This window comes from Zemynaea arenosa (assembly GCF_004614185.1).
Taxonomy (GTDB): Bacteria; Pseudomonadota; Gammaproteobacteria; order Burkholderiales; family Burkholderiaceae_D; genus Telluria; species Telluria arenosa.
The window spans coordinates 1-23,389 of sequence record NZ_SPVF01000268.1; the positions used below are offsets into that span (position 1 = coordinate 1).

General features: G+C 66.0%; 20 protein-coding genes, 1 tRNA gene and 1 pseudogene. 9 read left to right on the forward strand and 13 right to left on the reverse strand.

The window, feature by feature from the left end; translation table 11 throughout:
- Together E4L96_RS21970 and E4L96_RS21975 are read right to left on the reverse strand one after the other, a co-directional pair.
- Positions 1–301 (reverse strand): annotated as a pseudogene (locus tag E4L96_RS21970) (hypothetical protein); the annotation flags it as partial.
- A 78-nt stretch (positions 302–379) separates the two neighbouring features.
- Positions 380–706 carry a hypothetical protein gene (locus E4L96_RS21975; protein ID WP_135209360.1) on the reverse strand — a complete coding sequence of 109 codons (327 nt, stop codon included), beginning with the start codon at positions 704–706 and terminating at the stop codon, positions 380–382.
- A 161-nt stretch (positions 707–867) separates the two neighbouring features.
- On the opposite strand from E4L96_RS21975, the gene E4L96_RS21980 reads away from it, so the two are divergent.
- On the forward strand, positions 868–1,275 hold the full coding sequence (locus E4L96_RS21980; protein ID WP_135209361.1) for an Ig-like domain-containing protein: 408 nt from the start codon (positions 868–870) through the stop codon (positions 1,273–1,275).
- A 79-nt stretch (positions 1,276–1,354) separates the two neighbouring features.
- Complete coding sequence (locus E4L96_RS21985; protein WP_135209362.1) at positions 1,355–2,428, forward strand: LacI family DNA-binding transcriptional regulator; 1,074 nt, start codon at positions 1,355–1,357, stop codon at positions 2,426–2,428.
- 78 nt (positions 2,429–2,506) lie between these two features.
- Here the strand turns inward: E4L96_RS21985 and E4L96_RS21990 are convergent, their stop codons facing one another.
- The 5 genes from E4L96_RS21990 to E4L96_RS22010 form a co-directional block, all read right to left on the reverse strand.
- Complete coding sequence (locus E4L96_RS21990; protein WP_135209363.1) at positions 2,507–3,094, reverse strand: NAD(P)H-dependent oxidoreductase; 588 nt, start codon at positions 3,092–3,094, stop codon at positions 2,507–2,509.
- 182 nt (positions 3,095–3,276) lie between these two features.
- A tRNA-Val gene (locus tag E4L96_RS21995) sits at positions 3,277–3,351 on the reverse strand.
- A 37-nt stretch (positions 3,352–3,388) separates the two neighbouring features.
- Positions 3,389–4,114: a DNA polymerase III subunit epsilon gene (gene dnaQ / locus E4L96_RS22000; protein WP_135209364.1), complete on the reverse strand. Its 726-nt coding sequence runs from the start codon at positions 4,112–4,114 to the stop codon at positions 3,389–3,391.
- Positions 4,115–4,202: 88 nt separating this feature from the next.
- Positions 4,203–4,640, reverse strand: a complete 438-nt coding sequence (gene rnhA / locus E4L96_RS22005) for a ribonuclease HI (RefSeq protein WP_135209365.1) — start codon at positions 4,638–4,640, stop codon at positions 4,203–4,205.
- Between the two features lie 6 nt (positions 4,641–4,646).
- Positions 4,647–5,438, reverse strand: coding sequence for a class I SAM-dependent methyltransferase (locus E4L96_RS22010; RefSeq protein ID WP_135209366.1), 792 nt, complete (start codon positions 5,436–5,438; stop codon positions 4,647–4,649).
- A 45-nt stretch (positions 5,439–5,483) separates the two neighbouring features.
- Here E4L96_RS22010 and gloB point away from each other — a divergent pair, with 45 nt between their 5' ends.
- The 4 genes from gloB to E4L96_RS22030 all read left to right on the forward strand — a co-directional run bounded on the left by gloB (position 5,484) and on the right by E4L96_RS22030 (position 13,279).
- On the forward strand, positions 5,484–6,272 hold the full coding sequence (gene gloB / locus E4L96_RS22015; RefSeq protein ID WP_135209367.1) for a hydroxyacylglutathione hydrolase: 789 nt from the start codon (positions 5,484–5,486) through the stop codon (positions 6,270–6,272).
- Positions 6,273–6,545: 273 nt separating this feature from the next.
- Positions 6,546–7,619 carry an ABC transporter substrate-binding protein gene (locus tag E4L96_RS22020; RefSeq protein WP_135209368.1) on the forward strand — a complete coding sequence of 358 codons (1,074 nt, stop codon included), beginning with the start codon at positions 6,546–6,548 and terminating at the stop codon, positions 7,617–7,619.
- Positions 7,620–7,680: 61 nt separating this feature from the next.
- Positions 7,681–8,793, forward strand: coding sequence for an ABC transporter substrate-binding protein (locus E4L96_RS22025; RefSeq protein WP_135209369.1), 1,113 nt, complete (start codon positions 7,681–7,683; stop codon positions 8,791–8,793).
- 1 nt (position 8,794) lies between these two features.
- A complete protein-coding gene (locus E4L96_RS22030) occupies positions 8,795–13,279 on the forward strand; it encodes an EAL domain-containing protein (protein ID WP_135209370.1) in 4,485 nt (1,494 codons plus the stop codon).
- Between the two features lie 66 nt (positions 13,280–13,345).
- Here E4L96_RS22030 and aceB read toward each other — a convergent pair whose 3' ends face one another.
- Positions 13,346–14,935 (reverse strand): malate synthase A, encoded by a 1,590-nt coding sequence (gene aceB / locus E4L96_RS22035; protein WP_135209371.1) that lies wholly within the window; start codon positions 14,933–14,935, stop codon positions 13,346–13,348.
- Between the two features lie 133 nt (positions 14,936–15,068).
- On the opposite strand from aceB, the gene E4L96_RS22040 reads away from it, so the two are divergent.
- A complete protein-coding gene (locus E4L96_RS22040; protein WP_135209372.1) occupies positions 15,069–15,971 on the forward strand; it encodes a LysR family transcriptional regulator in 903 nt (300 codons plus the stop codon).
- Between the two features lie 70 nt (positions 15,972–16,041).
- On the opposite strand, the gene E4L96_RS22045 is transcribed toward E4L96_RS22040, so the two are convergent.
- The 5 genes from E4L96_RS22045 to E4L96_RS22065 form a co-directional block, all read right to left on the reverse strand.
- Positions 16,042–16,245 carry a cold-shock protein gene (locus E4L96_RS22045; protein ID WP_135209373.1) on the reverse strand — a complete coding sequence of 68 codons (204 nt, stop codon included), beginning with the start codon at positions 16,243–16,245 and terminating at the stop codon, positions 16,042–16,044.
- Between the two features lie 266 nt (positions 16,246–16,511).
- Positions 16,512–16,868 (reverse strand): Hpt domain-containing protein, encoded by a 357-nt coding sequence (locus E4L96_RS22050; RefSeq protein WP_135209374.1) that lies wholly within the window; start codon positions 16,866–16,868, stop codon positions 16,512–16,514.
- A gap of 17 nt (positions 16,869–16,885) precedes the next feature.
- Positions 16,886–17,536 carry a uracil phosphoribosyltransferase gene (upp, locus tag E4L96_RS22055; protein WP_135209375.1) on the reverse strand — a complete coding sequence of 217 codons (651 nt, stop codon included), beginning with the start codon at positions 17,534–17,536 and terminating at the stop codon, positions 16,886–16,888.
- A 69-nt stretch (positions 17,537–17,605) separates the two neighbouring features.
- Positions 17,606–18,196, reverse strand: coding sequence for a TetR/AcrR family transcriptional regulator (locus tag E4L96_RS22060; protein WP_135209376.1), 591 nt, complete (start codon positions 18,194–18,196; stop codon positions 17,606–17,608).
- Complete coding sequence (locus tag E4L96_RS22065; protein WP_135209377.1) at positions 18,193–19,878, reverse strand: isovaleryl-CoA dehydrogenase; 1,686 nt, start codon at positions 19,876–19,878, stop codon at positions 18,193–18,195. Before E4L96_RS22065 ends, E4L96_RS22060 begins: the two co-directional genes overlap by 4 nt.
- Positions 19,879–20,154: 276 nt before the next feature.
- Between E4L96_RS22065 and E4L96_RS22070 the strand changes: the two genes are divergently transcribed.
- Positions 20,155–21,888 (forward strand): putative bifunctional diguanylate cyclase/phosphodiesterase, encoded by a 1,734-nt coding sequence (locus E4L96_RS22070; protein WP_135209378.1) that lies wholly within the window; start codon positions 20,155–20,157, stop codon positions 21,886–21,888.
- Complete coding sequence (locus E4L96_RS22075; RefSeq protein WP_229414709.1) at positions 21,888–23,384, forward strand: HDOD domain-containing protein; 1,497 nt, start codon at positions 21,888–21,890, stop codon at positions 23,382–23,384. Before E4L96_RS22070 ends, E4L96_RS22075 begins: the two co-directional genes overlap by 1 nt.
- The last annotated feature ends 5 nt before the right edge of the window (positions 23,385–23,389 follow it).

Sequence of the window (23,389 nt, forward strand, 5' to 3'; positions counted from 1 at the left end):
TCCCCGCATCGGCCAGCGGCGGAGCCAGCTGGGTGGCCGGCATACCGGAAGCGGCGGGCGCTGTGGCGGCCAGCACGGGAGCCACTGGGGCGGCGGGAGGGTTGGCGTTCCGGGCTTGGGCCAGCGCGGCCTGGGTGTCCTGCAGGCGCTGCTCCAGCGCCGCGAGGCGCGCTTCGTAGTCCTGCTTCATCTTGGCGATCTCGGCGCGGATGGCAGACAGGTCCTGGTCGTCCGCCGCGTGGGCGGACAGCGGCAATGCCAATGCGGCGGCCAGCGCCGCGCAAGCAACTTGCGGTTTCATCGAAAAAACTCCTGAATAGAAATGACGGCTCGCACCAGCCCGCGGCAAAGCAGGACTGGCGAACGGAATCAGAGACACTCAGGAAAGGCTGGGTGGCGCGCGCGAGTCGAACACGCAGACCGTACGGCGGCAGGCGTCGCCCGGTTCAGCGCTGGTGATGAGAGACGACCCCGGATCGGTGGCCGCAAAGGTGCGGGTGTCGCTGCCGACCACGCCCGCGAGCTGCGCAAACGCCGCGCACTGCTCGCACAGCTGGTCCGCCGCGCGCTGCTTGCCGGCCTTGCTGCCGGCGGTCTCAGCCGCATGCTCCGTGTTCCAGTGCGACAGCGCGTGCGTGAACGCCATCTGCTGGGACAGCACCAGCAGCAGCGACAGCAGGACACGGACGAAAACGCGACGGGTCATGGAAAGCGGGGCCAAAGAACGCCCGCATTGTAATGCGATCTCGGGCGCGGCGGTGACAATTCTGCATGCATATAAGTGGGCGTTATCGTTGCGGACGGTCAATACCGACGGGGCGGGCGGGGGTAGGCTGGGACCTTTCTTATTGCCAGGAGGAATGAATCATGCGCACCCGCCTGTCGCCGTCCGCACTCCGCGTCACCGCCCTGCTTGCCGCCGCCGGGCTGTGCGCCTGCGTCAGCAGTACCGCGCCGGATGCGCCTTCTCCCGTCAGCCTGGTGCTCGGCGCCAGCAGCACCGCAGTCACACCGGGCACCAGCGCGGATGTGGAGCTGACCGCGCAGGTCCGCGATGCCGAGGGCCACCCGGTGCCGGGCGTGCGCGTGCAATTTGGCGCCGATCGTGGCGCCGTCCAGGTGCTGACGGGCGTGACTGACAGCTTCGGCACCGCGACCGCGCGCTTAGGGTCCATCGGCGAGACGGACGCCCACCTGGTGACGGCCACGGCCCGCACCCGCAAGCTGTCCGCCTGGACCATGGTACGGGTCGGGAACCCCGTCGCTACTCTATAAGTGCGCCGACTGTTGTAAAGTCTGATTTCCTTGTGGAAATTAGTTGCCTTGAGAAAATACTTCAGGCTAAGATGATCGAATGACCAGCACCGCTATTCCCGTCAGCAATTCCATCGCCGATATCAAGGCCCTGATCCGCCGCGAATCGCGCCGCGTGACTTCCTACGACGTCGCCAGCCTGGCGGGCGTGTCGCAGTCGGCGGTGTCGCGCTGTTTCAAGCCGGGCGCATCGGTGTCCAAGGCCACTTACGCCCGCGTGATGAAGGCGGCGCAGGAGCTCGACTACACTCCGAACGCGGCCGCCCGCAGCCTGATCACCCGGCGCTCGAACCTGGTGGCGGTGCTGGTGTCCGAGTCGGCGGTCAGCTTCTATCCGGACGTGCTCAACGAGCTTACGCGCCAGTTCGCCGAGCGCGGCATGCGCATCGTCCTGTTCACCTTCGTGCATGAAAGCCAGCTGGACAGCACCCTGGCCGACGTCTGGCAGCACCAGATAGACGGCGCCGTGGTGTCCGCGCGCATGCTGCCCTCGCAGATCGCGGAATTCGAGCGCCGCGGCGTGCCCTTCGTCCTGTTCAACCGCCACCTGCGCGACCAGTCGGTCAATGCGATCGTGTGCGACCAGGTGGAAGCGGCGCGCACCATGGCCTCGCGCCTGGCTGCGGCCGGGCACAAGCGCTTTGCCATCATCGACGGCCCGGCCGATTCGACCATCGCCCAGGACCGGCGCCGCGGCATCTCCGAACGGTTGGCCGAGCTGGGCTTGCCTGCTCCGGTCGTCGTCAGCGGCGGCCTGGACTACACTAGCGGCGCGCGCGGTATGCGCGAAGTGATCGAGCGCTGCGGCATGCCGCCGGACGCGGTCATGTGCGGCAACGACATGATGGCGATCGGCTGCCTGGACACGGCACGCCATGAATTCAAGATCAGCGTGCCGCACCAGATGTCGATCACCGGCTTCGACGGCATCGCCCAATCGAGCTGGCTCTGCTACAACCTCACCACCTTGCGCCAGCCGGTGCAGAGCATGGCGGTCGCGGCCGCAGACATGCTGGTCGGCCTGGCCCGCCAGCTGGAACGGGCGCCCGAGCGGCGCGTGTTCTCCGCCGTGTTCGTCGATGGCGCCACCGCGCGGCTCGGGCCCGCGTTCTGAATTCTGCGCTGCGGCGGAACCCCTTCTCAGATGGACTTTCGCCGGACTCGTTCCGGCGTTTTCTTTGGTACTGCCCGCTCAGGCGCCGCGAGCGCCGAGGCGGTGCATGCGGTCCAGCCATTTGACAGTGTCGGCATTGGCCATGGCACCGGCCATGCCGATCAGGGTGTGGCGCACGGGCGCGACACCGACGAAACCGAGGATATTGCGTTCGAGCGAGCGCACGCTGTGGGCCTGGAAGTAGAAGCGGTACAGCGCGGCGGGCATGCCCATGGTCACCACGATACGGGCGCTGCGGCCGGCCAGCGCCTTGTGCGCGAACGGATTGGCGCCCTCGCCGGCGAAGGCGAATCCGGGACGGGCAACCTGTTCGAGGAAGCCTTTGAGCAGCGCGGGCATGTCACCGAGCCACAGCGGGAAGATCACGACGATGTGCTGGGCGCGGCCGATGGCGCGCTGGGCGGGCAGCAGCGCTTCGGGGAGCACGCCGTGTTCCCAGTCCTGCTGGCTGCGCAGCAGAGGAAAGTCGATGTGGGCCACGTCCACGCGCTCCACCGTATGACCGGCCTCTTCCGCGCCTTGAGCGTAGGCGTCGGCCAGCGCATGGCAGAAGTGCGGCGCGGAGCCGTCCGGATGCCCCTGGATGATGACGATGTGCTGGCCCATGCTTTGTGCTCCCTCAATGATGGAGCCAGAGTAGCCAGATCGCCTCGCTCTGCGAATGACCAGGATCAAATCGCAGCGGAACGCTGAAAAACGAAAAGGCCAGCTATGACAGCTGGCCCCGGCGTCTTGTTAGTCACGAGACTAACGAAAAGGCCAGCTATGAAAGCTGGCCTTTGGTGTCTTGGTGGGCGGTGCAAGTTTCGAACTTGCGACCCCCACAGTGTGAATGTGGTGCTCTACCCCTGAGCTAACCGCCCAAAACGAGGAGTATTATAGCCGCCCTCTTTCGTTCTGTCACGTCCCATTTGAAATTTCTTCTGACACTGCGTAGGAACGCCAGACACTGGTCCCCTTGATCTGCTTGTCCAGGCCATTCAGCAGCTCCTGGTGCGCCGCCTCTTCCTCCGCGCTCGCGCACAGCACCAGCACGTCGGCCAGCGCCACCGCTTCCAGCAGACCGCCCTCAACCGCGGCCTCCACGGCCATGTCCATGGTCAGCGAATTCTGACCGCGTGTCATCGCCAAATAGACATCGGCCAGCAGCTCCGCGTCCAGCAGCGCGCCGTGCAGCTTGCGGTGCGCATTCGAGATCCCGTAGCGCTCGCACAGCGAGTCCAGCGAGTTGCGCTTGCCCGGATGGAGTTCCTTGGCGTTGACCAGCGTGTCGATCACCCCGCTGCAGTGCGAGGTGAACGTCGGCAGCCCCAGCAGCTTGAACTCGTGATCGAGAAAGCCCAGGTCGAACGGCGCATTGTGGATGATTACCTCGGCGCCATCGATATAGGCGCGCAGCTCGTGCACGACATCGCAGAACTTCGGCTTATCACGCAGGAACTCTGTGGTCAGGCCGTGCACCGCCAGCGCCTCTTCATGCGAGTCGCGCTCGGGATTGATATAGCGATGGAAGTTGTTGCCGGTGAGTTTACGGTCGCGGATTTCAACGCAACCGACTTCGATGATGCGGTCACCCGTGCGGGGATTGAGGCCGGTGGTTTCGGTATCGAGGACGATCTGGCGCATGGGAAGAGACGAGTGGAACTGATGAGCTACAGGCGGCGCATTGTAGCAAAGCACGCCGCGCCATTGGTTGCTGGGCTGGCCTTGACCGTCAGCGCCGGATACTGTCTACCCCGCGGTTGGCCAGCTGGTCGGCGCGCTCATTGCCGGGGTGGCCGTTATGGCCGCGCACCCATTTCCACTCCACCTGATGCGCCTGGCGCGCGGCATCCAGTTCCATCCACAAGTCCGCATTCTTGACCGGCTCCTTGGCCGCCGTCTTCCAGCCGCGCGCCTTCCAGCCGTGGATCCATTCGCTGATCCCTTTTTGTACGTACTGGCTGTCGGTGTGCAGCACCACCTCGCATGGCCGCTTGAGCGCGGTGAGCGCTTCGATCACGGCCTTCAGCTCCATGCGGTTGTTGGTGGTGTTCGGCTCGCCGCCGAAGATCTCTTTCTCGTGCCCGTCCGCGACGAGCAGTGCGCCCCAGCCGCCCGTGCCCGGGTTCCCCTTGCAGGCGCCGTCGGTGTAAATCTCTACTTTGGTCATTGCTTCTTATCGGTGATGGTTCTTTTGAGTTGAATTGGCGGCCGGCACGGTGGCCGGCGCCTTGGCCTTGGTCTTGGTCCAGGCCGGGCCGATGATGCGCATGCCCTTCACGCGCTTGATCGCATGCACGACATACACGGCCCCAAGGTACGGCCAGTACTTCTGCCCCGTGCGCTCCATGAAGGCGAACCGCCCCAGCCATTTGGTGCTGCGGAAGGCCGGCGCGTAGCAGCCGAAGTGGCTGCGCGAGACGCCCAGGTTCAACAGCTTGAGCCAGTCCTTCATGCGCGGCATGGAAATGAACTCGCCCGCCACCGGCAGGTAGTGGCTGTGCAGCGCCGCCCCCACCAGCTGGCGCGCGCCCCACAGGCTGGCCGGGTTGAAGCCGGCGATGATCAGCTGCCCTTCCGGAATCAGGACCCGCTCGACCTCGCGCAGCACCTGGTGCGGCTCGGCGGCGAACTCCAGCACGTGCGGCAGCACCACCAGGTCCAGGCTGCTGGACGCGAACGGCAGCTCGGCAAAGTCGAGCGCGACCGCGATCTGCTTGCCGGTCACCGACAGCTCCAGCTCACTGGCGCTGGAGGTGCGCGTGGCCGCCTGCCACTTGTTCGGCATGCGGCTGGCGGCCAGCAGGTCGATCTGCGGCAGGCCGATCTGCACGGCGTTGTAGCCGAAAATATCCGCCGTCAGCTCGTCCAGGCAGGACTGCTCCCAGGAGCGCACGTACGCGCCCACCGGCGTTTGCAGCCAATGGTCGAGCGCTATAATGGACTTTTCGGATGCGGCGCTATCCATGCCCGTCCTTCTCGCTGTAGTCAGTTCCGTTCCCGCCTTCTCGTCATGACGCATGCCCCCACCGTTCTCACCGTCCCCGCTTTCAAGGACAACTACCTGTGGCTGATCCACGATGGCCGCAATGCCGCCGTGGTGGACCCGGGCGATGCCGGGCCGATCCTGGCCGCGCTGGCGGAGCACGGCCTGACTCTCACTGCCATTCTACTCACCCATCACCATGCTGACCATGTCGGGGGCGTGCCGGACCTGCTCAAGCATGCGAACGTGCCTGTGTTCGGCCCGCGGGATGACGGGATTGCGACGGTCACTCAGCCCTTGGACGAGGGAGACCGCGTAAAAGTGCCCGGCCTGGATCTGCAATTCCACGTGCTGGACGTGCCGGGGCATACGCTGGGCCACATCGCGTACGTACGGCACGGTGCGCCGGAGCATTGGGTGTTTTGCGGCGACACCCTGTTCGCGGGCGGCTGCGGCCGCCTGTTTGAGGGTACGCCGGCGCAGATGGCGCAGTCGCTCGGCAAGCTGGCGGCCCTGCCCGAGGACACCAAAGTATTCTGCGCACACGAATACACGCTGTCCAACCTGCGCTTCGCCGTGGCGATGGAGCCGGACAATACCGCGCTGCAGCAGCGCATGCAGGACGCGGCCGCGGCCCGCGCGCGCGGCGCGCCCACGGTGCCGTCGACGATCGGGCTGGAGAAGGCCACCAATCCTTTCCTGCGCTACCGCGAACCGGCCATCGTTCACACGCTCGCGGCGGCGCACCGCATTCCGGCCGACGCCGATCCGGTCCAGGCCTTCGCCGCCCTGCGCGACTGGAAAAACACCTTCTAGACCGCTATCTTCACGTCTCCCCTCGGCAACTAATTCCTCGGCATTAACAACTTTTTTACCGTTGCACGCGCGCAAACGTTACAATCGTCGGTTTTTCCGGAACAGCAACTTGACTGTTTCGGCTATACGAGTTCCGCTATACGCTGTATCTGCTGCTGACGATACCCCGATGAGCTTCCCCTCCCCCGCATCCCAGGCCCGTACGCTAGAATGTTCCCATGGGAAACATTCGTTGCGCGATTGGCATGCCTTCACCCAGGGGCGCGCTGGCGCATGAGTAAGGTAGGCGTCTCTGCAACCGGTGGGGGTACGTCCCCGCGGGCCGCAGCCGGTCAGGCGATCCGGCGGGCGCTGGCGGCGTTCGGCTGCCTGCTCGCGCTGGCGTCGGCGCAGGCGGCCCCGGTGCAGCAGCAGGACCCCGCTCCGAGCGTGGTGGTGCGCCGCTCCGAGACCATCCAGCTGGCCCAGGCCGATGCCCGCCGCCACACCACCAGCGGCGAACCGATCGCCGTGCTGTTTCCGGACATCGGCGAACCCTTCCGCCGCATCTTCGCCGAGATCGTGGACGGCATCGAAGACCACAGCCGCCTGCCCGTGCACAGCTACCCCATCGGCCCCGGCCAGGACCCGGCCGACCTCGCCGCCGCGCTGAAGCGCAACGGCACCCGCGTGGTGATCGCGCTCGGCCGCCAGGGCCTGAAGGCGGGCGCCGGCCTCGACTACCCGGTGGTGGCCGGCGCCGTCTCCTCCGTGCCGGACGCCGACCGCGCCTCCGGCATCCTGCTGTCGCCGGACCCGGCCCTGCTATTCAGCCAACTGAAGACCCTGTCCCCCGGCGTGCGCCGCGTGTTCGTGGTCTACAACCCGGCCAACAACGACTGGCTCATCAAGCTGGCACGGGACGCCGCCCGCAGCCAGAACCTGGAGCTGGTCGCCTACGAGGCGCGCGACCTGGCCACCGCCGCCCGTCAATACGAAAGCCTGCTGTCCAATGCCGACCCGCGCCGCGACGCCGTGTGGCTGCCGCAGGACCCGACCACGGTCGATGACGCCACCATCCTGCCGCTGGCGCTGGGCGCTGCCTGGAGCCGCAACCTGCCCGTCTTTTCCAGCAACCTGGCCCACGTGAAGCGCGGCCTGTTATTCGCTTTGTACCCCGACAACACCCAGCTCGGCCGCAGTCTGTCGGCCCTGGCGCTGGCCGCCATGAACGGCGAACTCCGCCGCGGCGTGCTGCCGTTGCGCGAAGTCCACAGTGCCCTGAATCTGCGGACCGCCAATCACATCGGGCTCAACGTAGGACCAAAGCTGCAACGCAGCTTCGATGTGGTGTACTCCGAACCATAAAATATTTCCTCCAAGCTATTCCGTAGCTTATACTGACGGTCGCCTTCTCCCTGCGCGATCGATGAAGACACACTCCCCAGCTCCCGGCAGGCTGTTCGTTGCCGGAACCAGTCTCGTACTGGCGCTCCTGCCCGGCTTGTCGCACGGTGGCGGCGTCTCCGGGCCCACGTTCGCCTCGCGCGCGCCTGCCGTGCCGCTGGGCCCGGACCTGGCCGAACGCTGGGCGCGTAATGACGTCCAGCTCGCCATGGGGCAGATGACCCTGGCCCAGCTGGAAACCCAGCTGCGCCGCCCGGAAACCCAGGCGTCCCTCGGCAACGGCACCATCGCGGTCCTCTACCCCAATGTGGAAGAACCCTATCGCGCCGCCTTCGTGGCCATGATCCAGGGCATCGAGGACCGCACCAAGGTCCATGTGCGCAGCTATGCCATCGACGCCCGGCTGGACGTGTACGACCTGAACGCCCAGCTCAAGCGCAACGGCACCAAGGTGGTGATCGCGCTGGGCCGCCAGGGCATCACTACGGCGTCCGGACTGGACCGGGACATCACCGTGCTCGCCGGTGGCGCCCTGCTGTCGGACAGCGAGAACGTCAGCGGCATCAGCCTCACGCCCGATCCGGCCATTTTGTTCGCGCGCCTGAAAAGCCTGCTGCCGGAGGTGAAACGGGTACTGGTGGTGCATGACCCGCGCAAGTCCGAGTGGCTGATCCGCATCGCCCGCGACGCCGCCCACGCCCAGGGGCTGGAACTGGCCACGGTCGAAGCGCGCGACCTCGGCCAGGCCGCCAAGGCTTACAATCAGCTGTTCGCCTCGGCGGACAAGCAGCATGACGCGCTGTGGCTGCCGCACGACTCGACCACGGTCGAAGAAGGCACCCTGATGCCGCTGATCCTGCGCGGTTCGTGGAACAGCGGAGTACCATTGTTCTCGTCTAACATCCTGCATGCGCGCAAAGGGGCGCTGTTTGCCATGTCCCCCAACAACCTGGAGCTGGGCCGCACGCTGGCCAGCTCGGCCTTGGGCCTCATGAATGGCGAGCCGCGCAAGCGCGGCGTCCAGCCCCTGCGCGAACTGCACGCGGCGCTGAACCTGCGCACCGCCAGCCACATGGGGCTGGCGATCGGCCAGCAGCAGCAACGCACCTTCGATTTCATTTTCCCGGAGCCGTGATTTGATCCGAGCTTTCCTCCGCCGCACCGGCTTCCGACGCCAGCTGACCGTGATCGTGTCAGCGGCGATCCTCGGCCTCGCCCTGTTCTCGTCCCTGGTCAACTCGTGGGAGGCCAGCAGCCGCATGCGCGACTATTTCGTCGAGCAGGGCCAGCGCATCGCCGAGAACCTGGCACGCCAGAGCACGCTGGCACTGCTCTACCACTCGGCCGAGAATGCCAACGACGTGGTGGCGACCACCCTCACCTTCCCGGACGTGCGCGGCGTCCAGATCACCGACGTCAAACAGCAGGTGCTGCTGTCGCGCCTGCAGCCGGGCGCCACCCCGGTGCCCAACCTGAAGGCGCCGACCGCGCACGCGGGCATGCTGGGCGAGTCCAGCGACGCCTGGCACTTCTCGGCCCCGGTGTACGGCGGCTCGTCCGAAGCCTCGCCCTTCGAGCTGCAGGAACACCACCCGCAGCTGCTCGGCTACGTACACGTAGAAATCGGCAAGGACACCCTGCAGCGCCTGACCTGGTCGCTGCTGGTCGGGAACCTGGCCATCACCCTCTCCTTTGCGGCCGGCCTGCTGTTCGTGATGCGGCTGCTGACCCGTCATCTGATCGACCCGCTCAACGCCCTGTCCAAGCTGATGCAGCGTGCGGAACATGGCGAATCCGGCATGCGCGCCGAGCCGCACGGCCCGCGCGACCTGATCGAGATGGCGGGCGCCTTCAACAAGATGATGAACGTGCTGGAGCAGCGCGAGGCCGAACTGAAGGACTCGCGCGATGCCGCCGTGACCATGGCGCAGATGAAGGCGCAGTTCGCCGCCACCGTCAGCCACGAGGTGCGCACGCCGCTGAACGGCGTGGTCGGCATGCTGGACATGTTGAAGGAAATGAACCTCAACAAGCGCCAGGCGGAGTGCGTGGACGTGGCCTGGAACTCCTCGCGCACCCTGATTGAGCTGATCAACAACATCCTCGACTTCTCCAAGATGGAAGCCGGCAAGCTGACCCTGGAAGAGGTCGATTTCGACCTGCGCCAGCTGGTCGAGGAAGTCATCGACCTGGTCGCCAAACAGGCGCAGCAGCGCAACGTGGAGCTCGGCTATGTGCTCGATGCCGACGTGCCGGACCGTGTCAACGGCGACTCGCTGCGCCTGCGCCAGATCCTCATCAACCTGGTGAGCAACGCCGTCAAGTTCACCGAGAACGGCGACGTCACCGTGCGCATCGCGCGCGCGGAGGCCATGCAGTCGGCGCCGTTCGGCCTGCGCATCGAGGTGCAGGACACCGGCATCGGCATGACGCGCGAGCAGCAGGACAACCTGTTCCAGTCCTTCGTGCAGGCCGACCCCTCGACCACCCGCAAGTACGGCGGCACGGGCCTGGGCCTGGCGATCTGCCGCCAGCTTGTGGGCCTGCTGGGTGGCCGCATCTGGGTCGAGAGCAAGCTGGAAGAAGGCACCACCTTCAGCTTCACCGTGCAGTGCCGCCCGGCGCTGGAAGAACTGCCGGCTCCCGCCGCGCATCCGCTGGCGGGCCTGCGCGTGGTCGCGGTGGACGCCAGCGGCGCCGTGCGCGCCTTCCTGCAGCAGGCGCTGGGCCGCCGCGGGCTGGAAGTGCTGGTCACGCGCTGGGGCGGCGACGCCCTCACGCAGCTCAAGCGCGCCAACGCGGAGGGCCAGCCCTATGGCATGGTCGTGATGGACATCGGCGCGGTGGACGACGATGGCAACGACCTGGCGCGCGAGATCGAACGCGAAGTGCCGGGCACTCCGATCCTGATCCTGGACCGCTACGGCCCGCCGACCGTGGGCGAACTGGTGGACGGCTACGCCACCCTCGGCAAGCCACTGCGCGAAGAGCGCCTGCTGGCGGCGATGAAGGAAGTGCTGGACAGCACCACCGCGCGCCTGGCCCCGGCGCTGCAAGCTCCGGCCGCGGCCTCCGCGCAAGCCGCGGGCGCACCCGCGCTGCCGGTGGTCGTCCCGGCCCCGGACCGCACCCAATACCGCATCCTGGTCGCAGAAGACAACCGCACCAACCAGATGGTCGCGGCGGGCATGCTCAACATGAACGGCTGCACCTGCGAATTCGCGTCCAACGGCCGCGAAGCGCTGGAAGCGGCGCGCACCCGCGCCTATGACCTGATCCTGATGGATTGCTCGATGCCGGAGATGGACGGCTACGAAGCCACCGGCCATATCCGCGCCTGGGAAGCGGCGCACGACCGCCACACCCCGATTGTGGCGATGACCGCCAACACCCAGCTGGGCGACGCCGACAAATGCCTGGATGCGGGCATGGACGACTACCTGGCCAAGCCGATCACGCTGGTCGAACTGCGCCGCAAGCTCGATAAGTGGCTGCCGCGCGCGGGCGAACTGGCAGCGGAAGAGACCATGCGTGAACGCGAGCGCGAAGACGCCAGCCCGATCGACCCGGCCATCTTCATGAAGCTGCGCGACATCCTCGGCGCCTCGCTGCAGGAAGCGGTCAGCCCCTTCCTGGAAGACACGCCGCAGTACCTGCTGGACCTGGAGAGCGCCGTCAACAACGGCGACCAGCAGATCGCGCGCGCCAAGGCGCATGCGGTCAAGGGCTCGTCCGGCAACCTGGGCGCGCTGCAACTGGCGCAGCTGGCCAAGGAGGCCGAGGAACTGGCCATCGCCGGCGAGCTGGCGCAGATCGCGCCGCTGCTGCCCAAGCTGCGCATCGCCTTCAGCGAGGTCTCGGCCGCGCTGGCAGTCGAGATCAAGGACGAGAATATCGGCGGCCAGCCCGCGGGCGACGAACTGGCGCACGTGCTGATCGTGGACGACGACCGCTCCACCCGCAGCACCCTGCGCTACACGCTGCAGCGCGATGGCTTCCGCGTCGAGGAAGCGGAGCATGGCGCCCAGGCGCTGCAGATGCTCAAGCGCTACCACCCGGACGTGGTGCTGATGGACGCCGTGATGCCGGTGATGGACGGCTTCACCGCCTGCGAGAAGATGCGCGAACTGCCGGGCGCCTCGCATATCCCGGTGCTGATGATCACCGCGCTGGAGGACAAGACCTCGGTCGAACGCGCCTTTGCCGCCGGCGCCTCGGACTATATTCCGAAGCCGATCCACTATGCCGTGCTGTCGCAGCGCGTGCGCCGCATCATCGAGGCCAACCGCGCCGAGAAGCGCATCCGCCACCTGGCCTACAACGACCTGCTCACCGGGCTGCCGAACCGCACCCTGTTCTTCGACCTGCTCGGGCAGTCGGTGGAACAGGCGCGCTCGAATGGCAAGGCGCTGGCGGTGCTGTTCATGGACCTGGACCGCTTCAAGTACGTCAACGACAACCTGGGCCACGACGTGGGCGACCGCCTGCTGGTGGCGGTGGCGCAGCGCGTACGCCGCGCGGTGCGTTCGGTCGACGTGGTCGCACGCCTGGGCGGCGACGAATTCACCGTGGTCTTGAACGAAATCGACGATCCGGCGCCGGTCGCGACGGCCGCGCAGAACATCAACCGCGTGCTGGCCGCACCGTTCCAGATCGACGGGCACGATATCTTCGTCACCAGCTCGGTGGGTATCGCCATGTACCCGAACGACGGCGACGACGTGCCGACCCTGGTCAAGCATGCGGATAACGCCATGTACCGCGCCAAGAAGACCAACACCGGCTTCCAGTTCTACGAGGCGTCGATGGAGCAGACCATCTCCGAGCACGTGCGCCTGGAGACGGACCTGCGCCGTGCGCTGGACAACTTCGACCTCGAAGTGTTCTACCAGCCGCAGGCCGACCTGGCCACTCAGGAGATCCTGGGCATGGAAGCGCTGGTGCGCTGGCGCCATCCCGCGCGCGGCTTCATCTCGCCCGCCGAGTTCATCCCGCTGGCCGAGGAGACGGGCCTCATCAAGCCGCTCGGCGAATGGGTACTGCGCGTGGCCTGCCGCCAGCTGAAGCAGTGGATGGCCGATGGCCTGCCGCCGCTGCGCGTGGCGGTCAACGTCTCGGTCAAGCAGCTGTTGCAGAAGGAATTCGTGGAGACGGTGGAAGGCATCCTCGCCGAGACCGCGCTGCCGCCGGAGCTGCTGGAGCTGGAGCTCACCGAGAGCACGCTGATGGAGCATGCGCAGGACACGCTGGAGGTGCTGCACCGCCTGCGCGGGTTGGGCGTGCGCCTGGCGATCGACGATTTCGGCACCGGCTATTCGTCGCTGTCCTATCTGAAGCGCTTCCCGGTCGACATCATCAAGGTGGACCGCTCCTTCGTGCGCGACACGCCGGGCGATGCGGACGACGCGGCGCTGGTCACCGCCATCATCGCGCTGGCGCACTCGCTGCGGCTCGAAGTCGTGGCCGAAGGCGTGGAAACCGAGGCCCAGCTGGAGTTCCTGCGCGAGCAAAACTGCGACCTGTTCCAGGGGTTCTACATGAGCCCTGCGGTACCGGCCGAGGAGTTCGCGGCGCTGGTGGCCAACCAGGCCGCCGCCGCGGCGGCGCTGCTGCGGGCTTAAGCTTTTCCGCCTGCACAAACAAAACAGCCCGCTGCGTGCGGGCTGTTTGCTTTGCTGCGTGAGGGGTTAGATCTCTTCGTACAGCGGCAGGGTCAGGAACTCGGCAAAGTTCTCGGAGGTCGACATCTGCTCGAAGATCTGCGCCGCGCGCTCGTAGTGCTGCGGCGTGCCATCCTTGGCGACCTGCTGCACCTTGGCCAGCTCCTCGGGGATCATCGCGCGCACCATGTCGGCGGTGACCTTGCGGCCATCTTCCAGCTTGCCCTTCGGCGTGCGGATCCACTGCCACACCTGCGAGCGCGAGATCTCGGCGGTCGCCGCATCTTCCATCAGGTTGTGGATCGGGACGCAGCCATTCCCGGCCAGCCAGGCGCCCAGGTAGTGGATGCCGACGTTGATGTTGTAGCGCAGGCCCGCTTCCGTGATCGGGGTCTCGGGCTGGAAGTCCAGCAGCTGGGCCGCGGTGACCTCGATGTCCGGGCGCTGCTTGTCGATCTGGTTCGGCTTGTCGCCGAGGACCTTGGTGAATTCCGCCATGGCCAGGTCCACCAGACCAGGGTGCGCCACCCAGCCACCGTCGTAGCCGTCGGTCGCATCGCGCGCCTTGTCGTTGCGTACGCCGCCCATGGCGATGTCGTTCTTCTCCGGATCGTTCTTGATCGGGATGAGCGCGGACATGCCGCCGATGGCTGGAGCCTTGCGCTTGTGGCAGGTCTTCAGCAGCAGCAGCGCGTAGGCGCGCATGAAGGGGGCGGTCATGGTGACCTTGGCACGGTCGGCCAGGCAGAATTCCTTATCCAGCTTGAACTTCTTGATGCAGCTGAAGATGTAGTCCCAGCGGCCCGCGTTCAAGCCCGCGCTGTGCTCACGCAGCTCGTACAGGATTTCGTCCATTTCGAAGGCGGCGAGGATGGTCTCGATCAGCACCGTGGCCTTGATCGTGCCTTGCGGGAGCCCGAGCTCGTTCTGGGTCATCACGAAGATATCGTTCCACAGGCGCGCTTCCAGGTGCGATTCCATCTTCGGCAGGTAGAAGTACGGACCGGCGCCGCGCGCCAGCTGCTCCTTCGCATTGTGGAACATGAAGAGCGCGAAGTCGAAGATGCCGCCCGAGACGCGCTTGCCGTCCACCAGCACGTGCTTCTCGTCCAGGTGCCAGCCGCGCGGACGCACCACCAGGGTCGCCACCTTGTCATTCAGCTTGTAGCTCTTGCCGTTGGCTTCCAGCGCGATCGTGCGGCGCACCGCGTCGCGCATGTTGATCTGGCCGGAGATCTGGTTGTCCCAGTTCGGCGTGTTGGAATCCTCGAAGTCGGTCATGTAGCTGTCCGCGCCGGAGTTCAGCGCGTTGATGACCATCTTGCGCTCCACCGGACCGGTGATCTCCACGCGGCGGCACTGCAGCGCCTGCGGGATCGGCGCGATGGTCCAGTCGCCGGCGCGGATGTGCGCGGTCTCGGCGAGGAAGTCCGGGCGCTCACCGGCATCGAGGCGCTTGGCGCGCTCCACGCGGGCGGCCAGCAGCTGCTGGCGGCGCGGCTCGAACTCGCGCGACAGCTTGGCGACCAGCGCGAGGGCTTCGGGCGTAAGGATCTGTTCGTAACCAGGCTTGATGTCGCCCGTGATCTCCATGCCGGCGGGGGTGGCGAAAGTCATGCTCTTACTCCTGTTTGTTGAGAATTCGGTATCGTTTTCCAGTATATTCACTATTTAGTACGGAAACGAAACAATAAATGAATTCATCTGTGCGTTTTAGTCATAGATGGAGATCCAGGACAGGGGATGCAGGATGGGACAATTCAGGCAGATTTCCACATTCGTCGAGGTGGTGGCGCGCGGCAGTCTGTCCGCGGCGGCCCGGGCCGAGGGCATTGCACCGGCCATGATCGGGCGGCGGCTGGATGCGCTTGAACAGCGCCTCGGCGTCAAACTGCTGCAACGGACCACGCGCAAACTCGCGCTCACCGATGAAGGCGCCGCTTTCCTGGAAGACTGCCAGCGCATCCTGGCCGATCTTGAGGAAGCCGAGAATGCGGTCGCGGAACGCAGTGCCCGCGCCACCGGCCACCTGCTGATTTCAGCGCCCGCGGGCTTCGGCCGCCAGCACGTTGCACCGCTGCTGCCCTCCTTCCTGGCCGAGCATCGCGAGGTCAGTGTCAATCTCAATCTCAACGACCGCGTAGTGGATGTGGTAGGCGAAGGCATCGACGTCGCCATCCGCATTGCGTCGCTCGAAGATTCGAGTCTAGTGGGCGTCAAGCTGGCGGACAATCGCCGCGTGGTCGTGGCCACGCCCACCTATCTCAAACGCCACGGCGTGCCGAAAACGCTGGCCGATCTCGACAAACATAACTGCCTGCCGATTTCCAGCGAAGGCAGCCAGCGTGGCTGGACCTTCCGCGACAACGGCAAGAACGTGACGCTCAAGGTGGCCGGGAACATGGTTTGCAATGACGGGGCCGTGCTGCACGCGTGGGCGCTGGCGGGCAAGGGGCTGGCCTGGCGTTCGATGTGGGAGGTCGCCGGAGACATCAAGGCCGGGCGTCTGCGCACCGTGCTCGATCCGTACGCGGCGCCGGGCAACGACATCTACGCCGTGTTCGGGCAGCGCCGCCACCTGCCCTTGCGCATTCGCGCCTTCGTCGACTTCCTGCGCCGGACCTACGGCCAGCCAGGGTACTGGGGTGCCTGACCGGCACATGCGGCGCGTACGGACGAAAAAAATCCTCGGCATGCCGAGGATTTTTTGGGCGAACCGCGAATTACAGCGGCTGGATGTTCGAAGCCTGCTTGCCTTTCGGGCCCGAGGTCACGTCGAACGAAACGCGCTGGTTTTCCTGCAGGGACTTGAAGCCCTGCGATTGGATAGCCGAGAAGTGAGCGAACAGATCTTCGCCGCCTTCGTCCGGGGTGATGAAGCCGAAACCTTTAGCGTCATTGAACCATTTAACGATGCCAGTTGCCATTGCTATTTCCTATATATTTCAGAATTAAGTTTAGATCGTGTAAGAAACAAGAAGGAATGAGGACAACCTGCACTACTTAACTCGCATCCAACGATCCCGCATTATAACCGGTCCTATCCGGAACACGTGTTTCATTTTTGAACACCCCGTGCACCAGGATTTGACCAAGTTCGTGGAAGTGAATATAAGACAAAGGCTGGGCCCAAGTTTGCGCAAAATCAAAGGTTCGCGTGACGTTTTCTTGTTTTTAGCTAGAGCCCGCCGTCTCAGACGGTGTAGGGCGCCTGCGGATCAGCCTTCGCCCACGCAAGAAAACCATCGAACTGATCCGCCCACGCTGCCCAGTCCAGTGGCGGTTCGGTGCCCGACAGCAGGCGCCGCACGTTCTGTTCCACGATCCGGGCGTACTGGCCCAGCAGCGGAAAGCCGAACGTGCCCGCCGACCCGGCGATCGAATGCAGCAAGCCGTGCAGCTCCGCTGCCACCGTCTGGTCAGGCGCCGCGGCATCGAAGCGCGCCCGCGCGGCCGCCAGTTTGTCCAGCGTCCCCGGCAGGCTGGCCGCGAACTTGTCGTTCAGCGCTTGCAGGCGTGCGGCGAAATCGGCGTCGAGCGGCGTCGGCATGGAAAAACCCCAGGAAGTTATTTGGTACCGAATATCCGGTCGCCCGCATCGCCCAGCCCCGGCACGATATAGGCATGATCGTTCAGGTGCGAATCGAGCGACGCCACGTACATCTTGACGTTCGGGTGCGCATTGCGGAATACCTCCACGCCTTCCGGCGCCGCGACCAGCGCGAGAAACACGATCTGCGCGTCCGACACGCCGCGCTTTTTCAGCACGTCCACCGCGTACACCGCCGAATTGCCGGTGGCGACCATCGGATCACAGAGAATGAAAGTACGCTCAGCCAGGTCCGGCAGGCGGACCAGGTATTCCACCGGCTGGTGCGTCTCAGGATCGCGGAAGACGCCAATGTGGCCGACCCGCGCCGACGGCACCAGCTCCAGCAGGCCGTCGCTCATGCCCACGCCCGCGCGCAGGATCGGCACGATCGCCAGTTTCTTGCCCGCGATGACGGGCGCTTCCATCTTCTGCAGCGGCGTCTCGATGGTGCGCGTGGTCAGCGGCAGGTCGCGCGTGATCTCGTAGCCCATCAGCAGGGTGATCTCGCGCAGCAGCTCGCGGAAGGTGCGCGTCGAGGTGTCGCTCTCGCGCATATGCGACAGCTTGTGCTGGATGAGCGGGTGGTCGAGGATGAACAGGTTGGGGAAGCGTGGGTCTTGTTTCATGTGTGGTGTCAGGTGAGAGCGCGGCGTCACGGGCCGGTCGCTTTGTATGCCCGCATTATCCCACGCTGCTTATCGGCTGTGCAAAAACATGGCGACAGCATCGTCGGCCAGCTGGTCCAGGCTGATGCTGCCCTCCGGCCGGAACCACTGCACCGCCGAGGTCAGGCTGCCCAGGATGAACAGGCGCGCGACCGTGGGGTCGGCCTGGATCAGGCCCGCGTCCTTCAGCTCCACCACCATCGCATGCCACAGCGCATCGTAGCGCTCCTTCAGCGCCAGCACGCGCGGCTGCAGCGCCTCGTCCAGCGCCCGCCATTCATACAAGAGCACCGGGATGAAGTCGTGGCCCTCGCCCAGCATGAATTCGAGCTGGGTGCGCACCAGCGCCCGGAACTTGGCGCGCGGCGCCAGCGGCTGCGCGGCGATGCCTTCGATGGTGACCAGGCCCGCGACCAGCCCCTCCTCCATCACCGCCACCAGGATCTCCTGCTTGGACTTGAAGTGATAGAACGGACTGCCCGAACGCATGCCGCACGCCTGCGCGATATCGCGGATGGTGGTGGCATCGAACCCGCGCTCGCGGAACAGGCGGGCCGACGCCCGCACCAGCTCCGCGCGGCGGTTGCGCGCATCCGCGTCGCTGAGATACACCACGTTCATGCTTCCACCAGCGCCCGCGCCATGATGGCCACGCAGTCCACGCCTGCGGGCAGGCGGCCGTACGCCCCGCCCACGTCGCGCGCCACGCGCGAGGCCACGAAAGCATCCGCCACATAGGACGGCGCGTGCTGCAGGAGCAGCGCGGCCTGCACCGCGATCACGATGCGTTCCGCCAGCACCCGCGCACCGAATTCGTCGAGCTGGCCGGACGTGAGCTGCGCCAGTAGCTGGTCCGCATACGCGTCGAAGTGCGGGTTCCCGCGGGCCGGCGCCAGTTCCGCCGCCAGCGCCTCCGCTGCGGCAGGCGATTTGCCGAAGGCGCGCAGCACATCGAGGCACATCACGTTGCCCGAGCCTTCCCAGATCGAATTGACCGGGAATTCGCGGTACAGGCGCGCCAGCGGCCCGTCCTCCACATAGCCGTTCCCGCCCAGGACTTCCATCGCCTCCGCGCCGAAGCCCGGCCCGCGCTTGCACATCCAGTACTTGCCCGCCGGGGTGAGCACGCGGCCCAGCATGGCCTGCTGCGGGTCGTCCTGCTGGTCGAAGCAGCGCGCCAGGCGCAGGGCGAAAGCGGTCGCCGCTTCCGATTCCAGCGCCAGGTCGGCCAGCACGTTCTGCATCAGCGGCTGCTCGGCGAGCTTGCGGCCAAAGGCGGCACGCCCGCGCGCGTGGTGCAGCGCATGCGTGAGCGCCGCGCGCATGATGCCCGCGGTGCCCACCACGCAATCGAGCCGCGTGTGGCTGCCCATCTCCAGGATCGAGGGAATGCCGCGCCCGATCTTCCCGACCGGCCAGCCGATCGCGCCGGTGAACTCGACTTCGGACGACGCATTCGACTTGTTCCCCAGCTTGTCCTTCAGGCGCTGAACGCGGATGGCGTTGCGGGTGCCGTCCGGCAGATAGCGCGGCAGGAAGAAGCAGGTCAGGCCTGCGCTGCCCTCCTCCTCCGTCTGCGCCAGCACCAGGTGCGCGTCCGACTGCGGCGCGGAGAAGAACCATTTGTGGCCAACGATGCGCCAGGCATCCGTGGCGGCCTGCGCGCCGAAACGCTCGCGCAGTTCCGACGGCGGAATCGGCGTGGCCTGCGTGGTGTTGGCCCGCACGTCCGTCCCGCCCTGCTTCTCCGTCATGCCCATGCCGACCAGCGCCCCGCTCTTCTGCGTCACGGGCAGGGAGCGCGGGTCGTATTGGCGCGAGAGGATCTTCGGCAGCCATTGGTCCACGATCCACGCGGGCGCCTGGCGCAGCGCGGGCACGCTCGCATAGGTCATGGTGACCGGGCACTGGGCCCCGTTCTCCACCTGCCCGAACAGCAGGTACTGCGCCGCGCGCGCCACCTGGCGGCCCGGCTGGGTGCTGTCCCAGGGCGAAGCATGGGCTCCCGCGCCGATCATCAGCTCCATCAGCTGGTGCCAGGCAGGGTGGAATTCGACTTCATCCACGCGCCGCCCCTGGCGGTCATACGACACGAGGCGCGGCGGATGGGCGTTCGCAATGCGCGCCAGGTCCAGCACCTCCGCGCGCCCCAGCTGCGTCCCCAGCTCGCGCAGCGCATCCGCTGCCGCGCCGCCGCCCTCGCGCTTGAGCGCTTCCTGCAGGGCGATGTCGCAGCTGTACAGGTTGATGTCTTCGAAAGGCGCGACCTGGTTGAAGACGGCGTGCGTAATGAACGTGTCCATGGTGTCTCCGGCAAGATGTGATTTTTTGTCCAGCCTAGCGGAATGGCATAGGCCTAGCAAGCAATTGCTTGGTACTTGTCATTTCCTTAAATCAGGCAACCTGCTCTGTTTGACCACAAGAAGCGTCGCTGTCGCACGTCAAAATCAGGGAAATCAATAGCTTAAACCTACGAATTTAATGCAATCTGGAATGTTTAGATGCTACATTCGGGAGTGTTTGGTAAGATTGCCTGAGATACACACGGCTTTGGCCTCAAGTAAGAAAAATACGTGACGATGCGCTCCAGTTCCCCCACCGCGCCGGACGCCGTACTCCGCCAAGAGATGGACAATCTCCTGGAGTCGGCCGGCGATGTCGTGTTCCGGCTCACGCCGGAGGGCGCAATCGTGGCAGCCAGCCACCGCGCCACGGCGCTCATCGCCCGCACGCCGGATTTGTCCGGCCTCGCTTTGACCGCCCTCGCCGCGGAGCCTGACCAGGCGGTGCTGCGCAATGCGATCGCCGATGCCACCGATCCGGCCCGGCCGGTTCGCATCGAAGCGCGCCTCAAGTCGCCGGACCGCGAGATCTGGTTCGAGCTGCGCCTGTCCCCGTACATGAACCGCGAAGCGCGCGCCGAGGTGCTGGTCGTCGGGCGCGACATGACTTTGCAGCACGCCACCGAAGAGCGGCTGCGCCACATGGCCACGCACGACGCGCTGACCGAGCTGCCCAACCGCCTGCTGCTGTCGGACCGCATCCGCATGGTGATCGCCCAGGCGCGCCGCTCGGGTCAGGGCTTCTCGGTCGCCACGCTGGGCCTGGACGGCTTCAAGAAGGTCAATGATGGCTTGGGCCACCCGATCGGCGACGCGGTGCTGCGCATGGCCGCCGCCCGCCTGCGCAAGACCCTGCGCGACTCGGACACCCTGGCCCGCGTCGGCGGCGACGAATTCGTGGCCGTCCTGCCGGGCACCTTCAGCGAAGGCCAGATCAAGCTGGTGACCAACCGCCTGCTGGCTGCCCTGCAGTCGCCCTTCGAGATCGACAACCACACGATCTACGTGGGCGCCTCGGTCGGCGTCTCGATCTACCCGCAGCATGCGGAAGACGAAGTGCGGCTGGTGGCGCTGGCCGATGCCGCCATGTCGCGCGCCAAGGAGACCGGCAAGTCGCGCTGCGTGACCTACAGCGCCCGCCAGAGCGGCCCGCCGGAGCACGACATCTCGCTGGAAGCGGCCATGTTCAACGCGGTGCGCGAAGGCGAGTTCCAGCTCTACTTCCAGCCCATCGTGGACGCCCGCTCGCGCCAGATCCAGGGCTTCGAAACCCTGATGCGCTGGAAGCACCCTACCCTCGGCATGGTGCCGCCCGCGCGTTTCATCCCGATCGCAGAAACCAATGGCCTCATCAACCTGCTCGGCGCCTGGGCGCTGAAGGCGGCCTGCGTGCAGCTGCCGCAGTTCGAGGAAGCCGCCGGACGGGAGCTGTACATCTCCGTGAACATCAGCCCGCGCCAGTTCCGCAACGACAAATTCCTCGATGTGCTGGACGATGCGCTGAATTTCTCCGGCCTGCCGGGCAATAAACTGGTCCTGGAAATCACCGAAGGCACCCTGATGATCGACCCGGCCCACGCCGAAGCGATCCTGGCCAAGATGACCGAGCGCCGCGCGCGCATCGCGATCGACGATTTCGGCACCGGCTACTCGTCGCTGGCCTACCTGAAGCGCTTTCCGATCTCGGTGCTCAAGGTGGACCGCGCCTTCATCAAGGACCTGCCCGATTCGGCCAAGGATGCCGCCATCGTCAACGCGGTACTGGACCTGGCCAAGCACCTCGACCTGTCCGTCGTGGCGGAAGGCGTCGAGACCGAACTGCAGCTGGATTACCTGGAGCAGCGAGGCTGCCAATACATCCAGGGCTACCTGACCGGCAAACCGATGCCGGCCCACGTCGCCGTGGCCGCACTCAAGGAAGACCTGTACGCGCAGGTGATGCCGGTCGAGCGCCGGGCGGGGATCATCTAATGGCAAGCACTCATTACAGCAAACACGCGCAAGCCACCCTCTCCCTGCTGTGGGAACGGGTGCGCCAGCGCGGCGACATGCCCGGCTTCGCAAAAGCCATCAGCGCCATCCTGGGTGCGATGCGCGGCGAGGACGAGCATGAATTCAACATGACCCGTACGGTCCTGTCGGACCCCGTCCTCACCAACAAAGTCCTCAAGCTGGCCAACAGCGGCATGTATTCCGCGTTCGGGCAGCGCATCAACACAGTCTCGAAGGCGGTACTGGTGCTGGGCACCGAGGCGATCGGCCACCTGGCCCTGGGCCTGCGCCTGATCGAGGAGCTGACCAACCTGTCGCCCGACTCCACCATCGCCCACGTGGAGATGGAAAAGGCGGTGCTGGCCGGGATCGTGGCGCAGCAGGTGGCGGTGGAGGCGCGCGTGCGGGAGCCGGAAGAAGCCGTCGTCTGCTCGATGCTGCATGGGCTGGGCCGCATGATGGTCACTTTCTACATGCCGGACCGCTGGGCCATGCTGCAGAAGCACGGCGGCGTGGGCAGCGAAGACGCTGCCGCCCCCGAGGTGCTGGGCCTGACCATGGAAGAACTGGGCCGCGCCACCGCCGAGCACTGGCACCTGCCCGGCAATGTGCTGGCCGGGATGCGCGTGATCGAACCGGCGGACGACAGCCCCGCGCCGCTGGCCGCGGGCGACTGGCTGGCCGCCATCTCCACCATGTCCTCGACCTGTGCGGGCGCGCTGTGGGCGGATGACGAAGCCGGCGCCGCGCGCGTGCTGGACATCACCAGGCGCTATTCGGGCCTGCTGGGCATTGAGGAGAACACCATCCTCGGCGCCATCGACAAGGCGCGCGCCATCGCCGCCGTGGACCTGACGATTGCGCCGCTGGCCAAGCCGGCCGAGAAGCGCGCCAAAGCCGCGCAAACGGTGCGCATGCGTGCGGAAGGCAACCGGATCCTGATGTCCGGGGTCTCCGACATGCGCGACAGCCTGCCGTCCGCGTCGCCGGGCCAGATGATGACGATGGCGCTGGAGACAGTGTTCCAGGGCCTGTCGTTCTCGCGCGCCTTTGCCTTCCTGCGCAACCGCAAGGAGCGCGTGTACTCGGCCAAGATGGGCTTCGGCGAAGGCAGCAAGGAGCTGCTGGCCGAACTCACCTTCGAGGACATCTACGAACCAAACGTGTTCCATGCGGCCCTCAACAGCGACCGCGTGATCTTCATCGAGAACGCCAAGGATCCCAAGTTCGCCGCCAAGCTGCCGGCATGGTGGAAGAAGTCGCTGTCCGATTCGCGCAGCTTCGTGATCCTGCCGCTGTGCAGCGGCGGGCAGCCGGTGGGCTTCATCTACGGGGACTGGGACGAGAGCTTCCCGTCGATCGCGCTGTCGCAGACTGAGTTCTCGCTGCTGAACGACATCCGCGCGCTGGTGGTGCGGGCCGTGGAGCGCCGCCAGCAGAGCGACGCCGCCGCGGTGTCGACCCGCGCTGCCTGACTTCG

Excerpts from the sequence above, each read along its gene's own strand:
- E4L96_RS22075 (WP_229414709.1), top strand. The coding sequence starts at position 21,888 with ATGGCAAGCACTCATTACAGCAAACACGCGCAAGCCACCCTCTCCCTG.
- E4L96_RS22050 (WP_135209374.1), bottom strand. The coding sequence starts at position 16,868 with ATGCCGACGCCGCTCGACGCCGATTTCGCCGCACGCCTGCAAGCGCTG.
- E4L96_RS21990 (WP_135209363.1), bottom strand. The coding sequence starts at position 3,094 with ATGGGCCAGCACATCGTCATCATCCAGGGGCATCCGGACGGCTCCGCG.
- E4L96_RS21980 (WP_135209361.1), top strand. The coding sequence starts at position 868 with ATGCGCACCCGCCTGTCGCCGTCCGCACTCCGCGTCACCGCCCTGCTT.
- gloB (WP_135209367.1), top strand. The coding sequence starts at position 5,484 with ATGACGCATGCCCCCACCGTTCTCACCGTCCCCGCTTTCAAGGACAAC.
- E4L96_RS21985 (WP_135209362.1), top strand. The coding sequence starts at position 1,355 with ATGACCAGCACCGCTATTCCCGTCAGCAATTCCATCGCCGATATCAAG.
- E4L96_RS22065 (WP_135209377.1), bottom strand. The coding sequence starts at position 19,878 with ATGGACACGTTCATTACGCACGCCGTCTTCAACCAGGTCGCGCCTTTC.
- E4L96_RS22025 (WP_135209369.1), top strand. The coding sequence starts at position 7,681 with ATGAAGACACACTCCCCAGCTCCCGGCAGGCTGTTCGTTGCCGGAACC.
- E4L96_RS22020 (WP_135209368.1), top strand. The coding sequence starts at position 6,546 with ATGAGTAAGGTAGGCGTCTCTGCAACCGGTGGGGGTACGTCCCCGCGG.
- aceB (WP_135209371.1), bottom strand. The coding sequence starts at position 14,935 with ATGACTTTCGCCACCCCCGCCGGCATGGAGATCACGGGCGACATCAAG.
- E4L96_RS22070 (WP_135209378.1), top strand. The coding sequence starts at position 20,155 with ATGCGCTCCAGTTCCCCCACCGCGCCGGACGCCGTACTCCGCCAAGAG.
- rnhA (WP_135209365.1), bottom strand. The coding sequence starts at position 4,640 with ATGACCAAAGTAGAGATTTACACCGACGGCGCCTGCAAGGGGAACCCG.
- upp (WP_135209375.1), bottom strand. The coding sequence starts at position 17,536 with ATGAAACAAGACCCACGCTTCCCCAACCTGTTCATCCTCGACCACCCG.
- E4L96_RS21975 (WP_135209360.1), bottom strand. The coding sequence starts at position 706 with ATGACCCGTCGCGTTTTCGTCCGTGTCCTGCTGTCGCTGCTGCTGGTG.
- E4L96_RS22060 (WP_135209376.1), bottom strand. The coding sequence starts at position 18,196 with ATGAACGTGGTGTATCTCAGCGACGCGGATGCGCGCAACCGCCGCGCG.
- E4L96_RS22040 (WP_135209372.1), top strand. The coding sequence starts at position 15,069 with ATGGGACAATTCAGGCAGATTTCCACATTCGTCGAGGTGGTGGCGCGC.
- E4L96_RS22010 (WP_135209366.1), bottom strand. The coding sequence starts at position 5,438 with ATGGATAGCGCCGCATCCGAAAAGTCCATTATAGCGCTCGACCATTGG.
- E4L96_RS22045 (WP_135209373.1), bottom strand. The coding sequence starts at position 16,245 with ATGGCAACTGGCATCGTTAAATGGTTCAATGACGCTAAAGGTTTCGGC.
- dnaQ (WP_135209364.1), bottom strand. The coding sequence starts at position 4,114 with ATGCGCCAGATCGTCCTCGATACCGAAACCACCGGCCTCAATCCCCGC.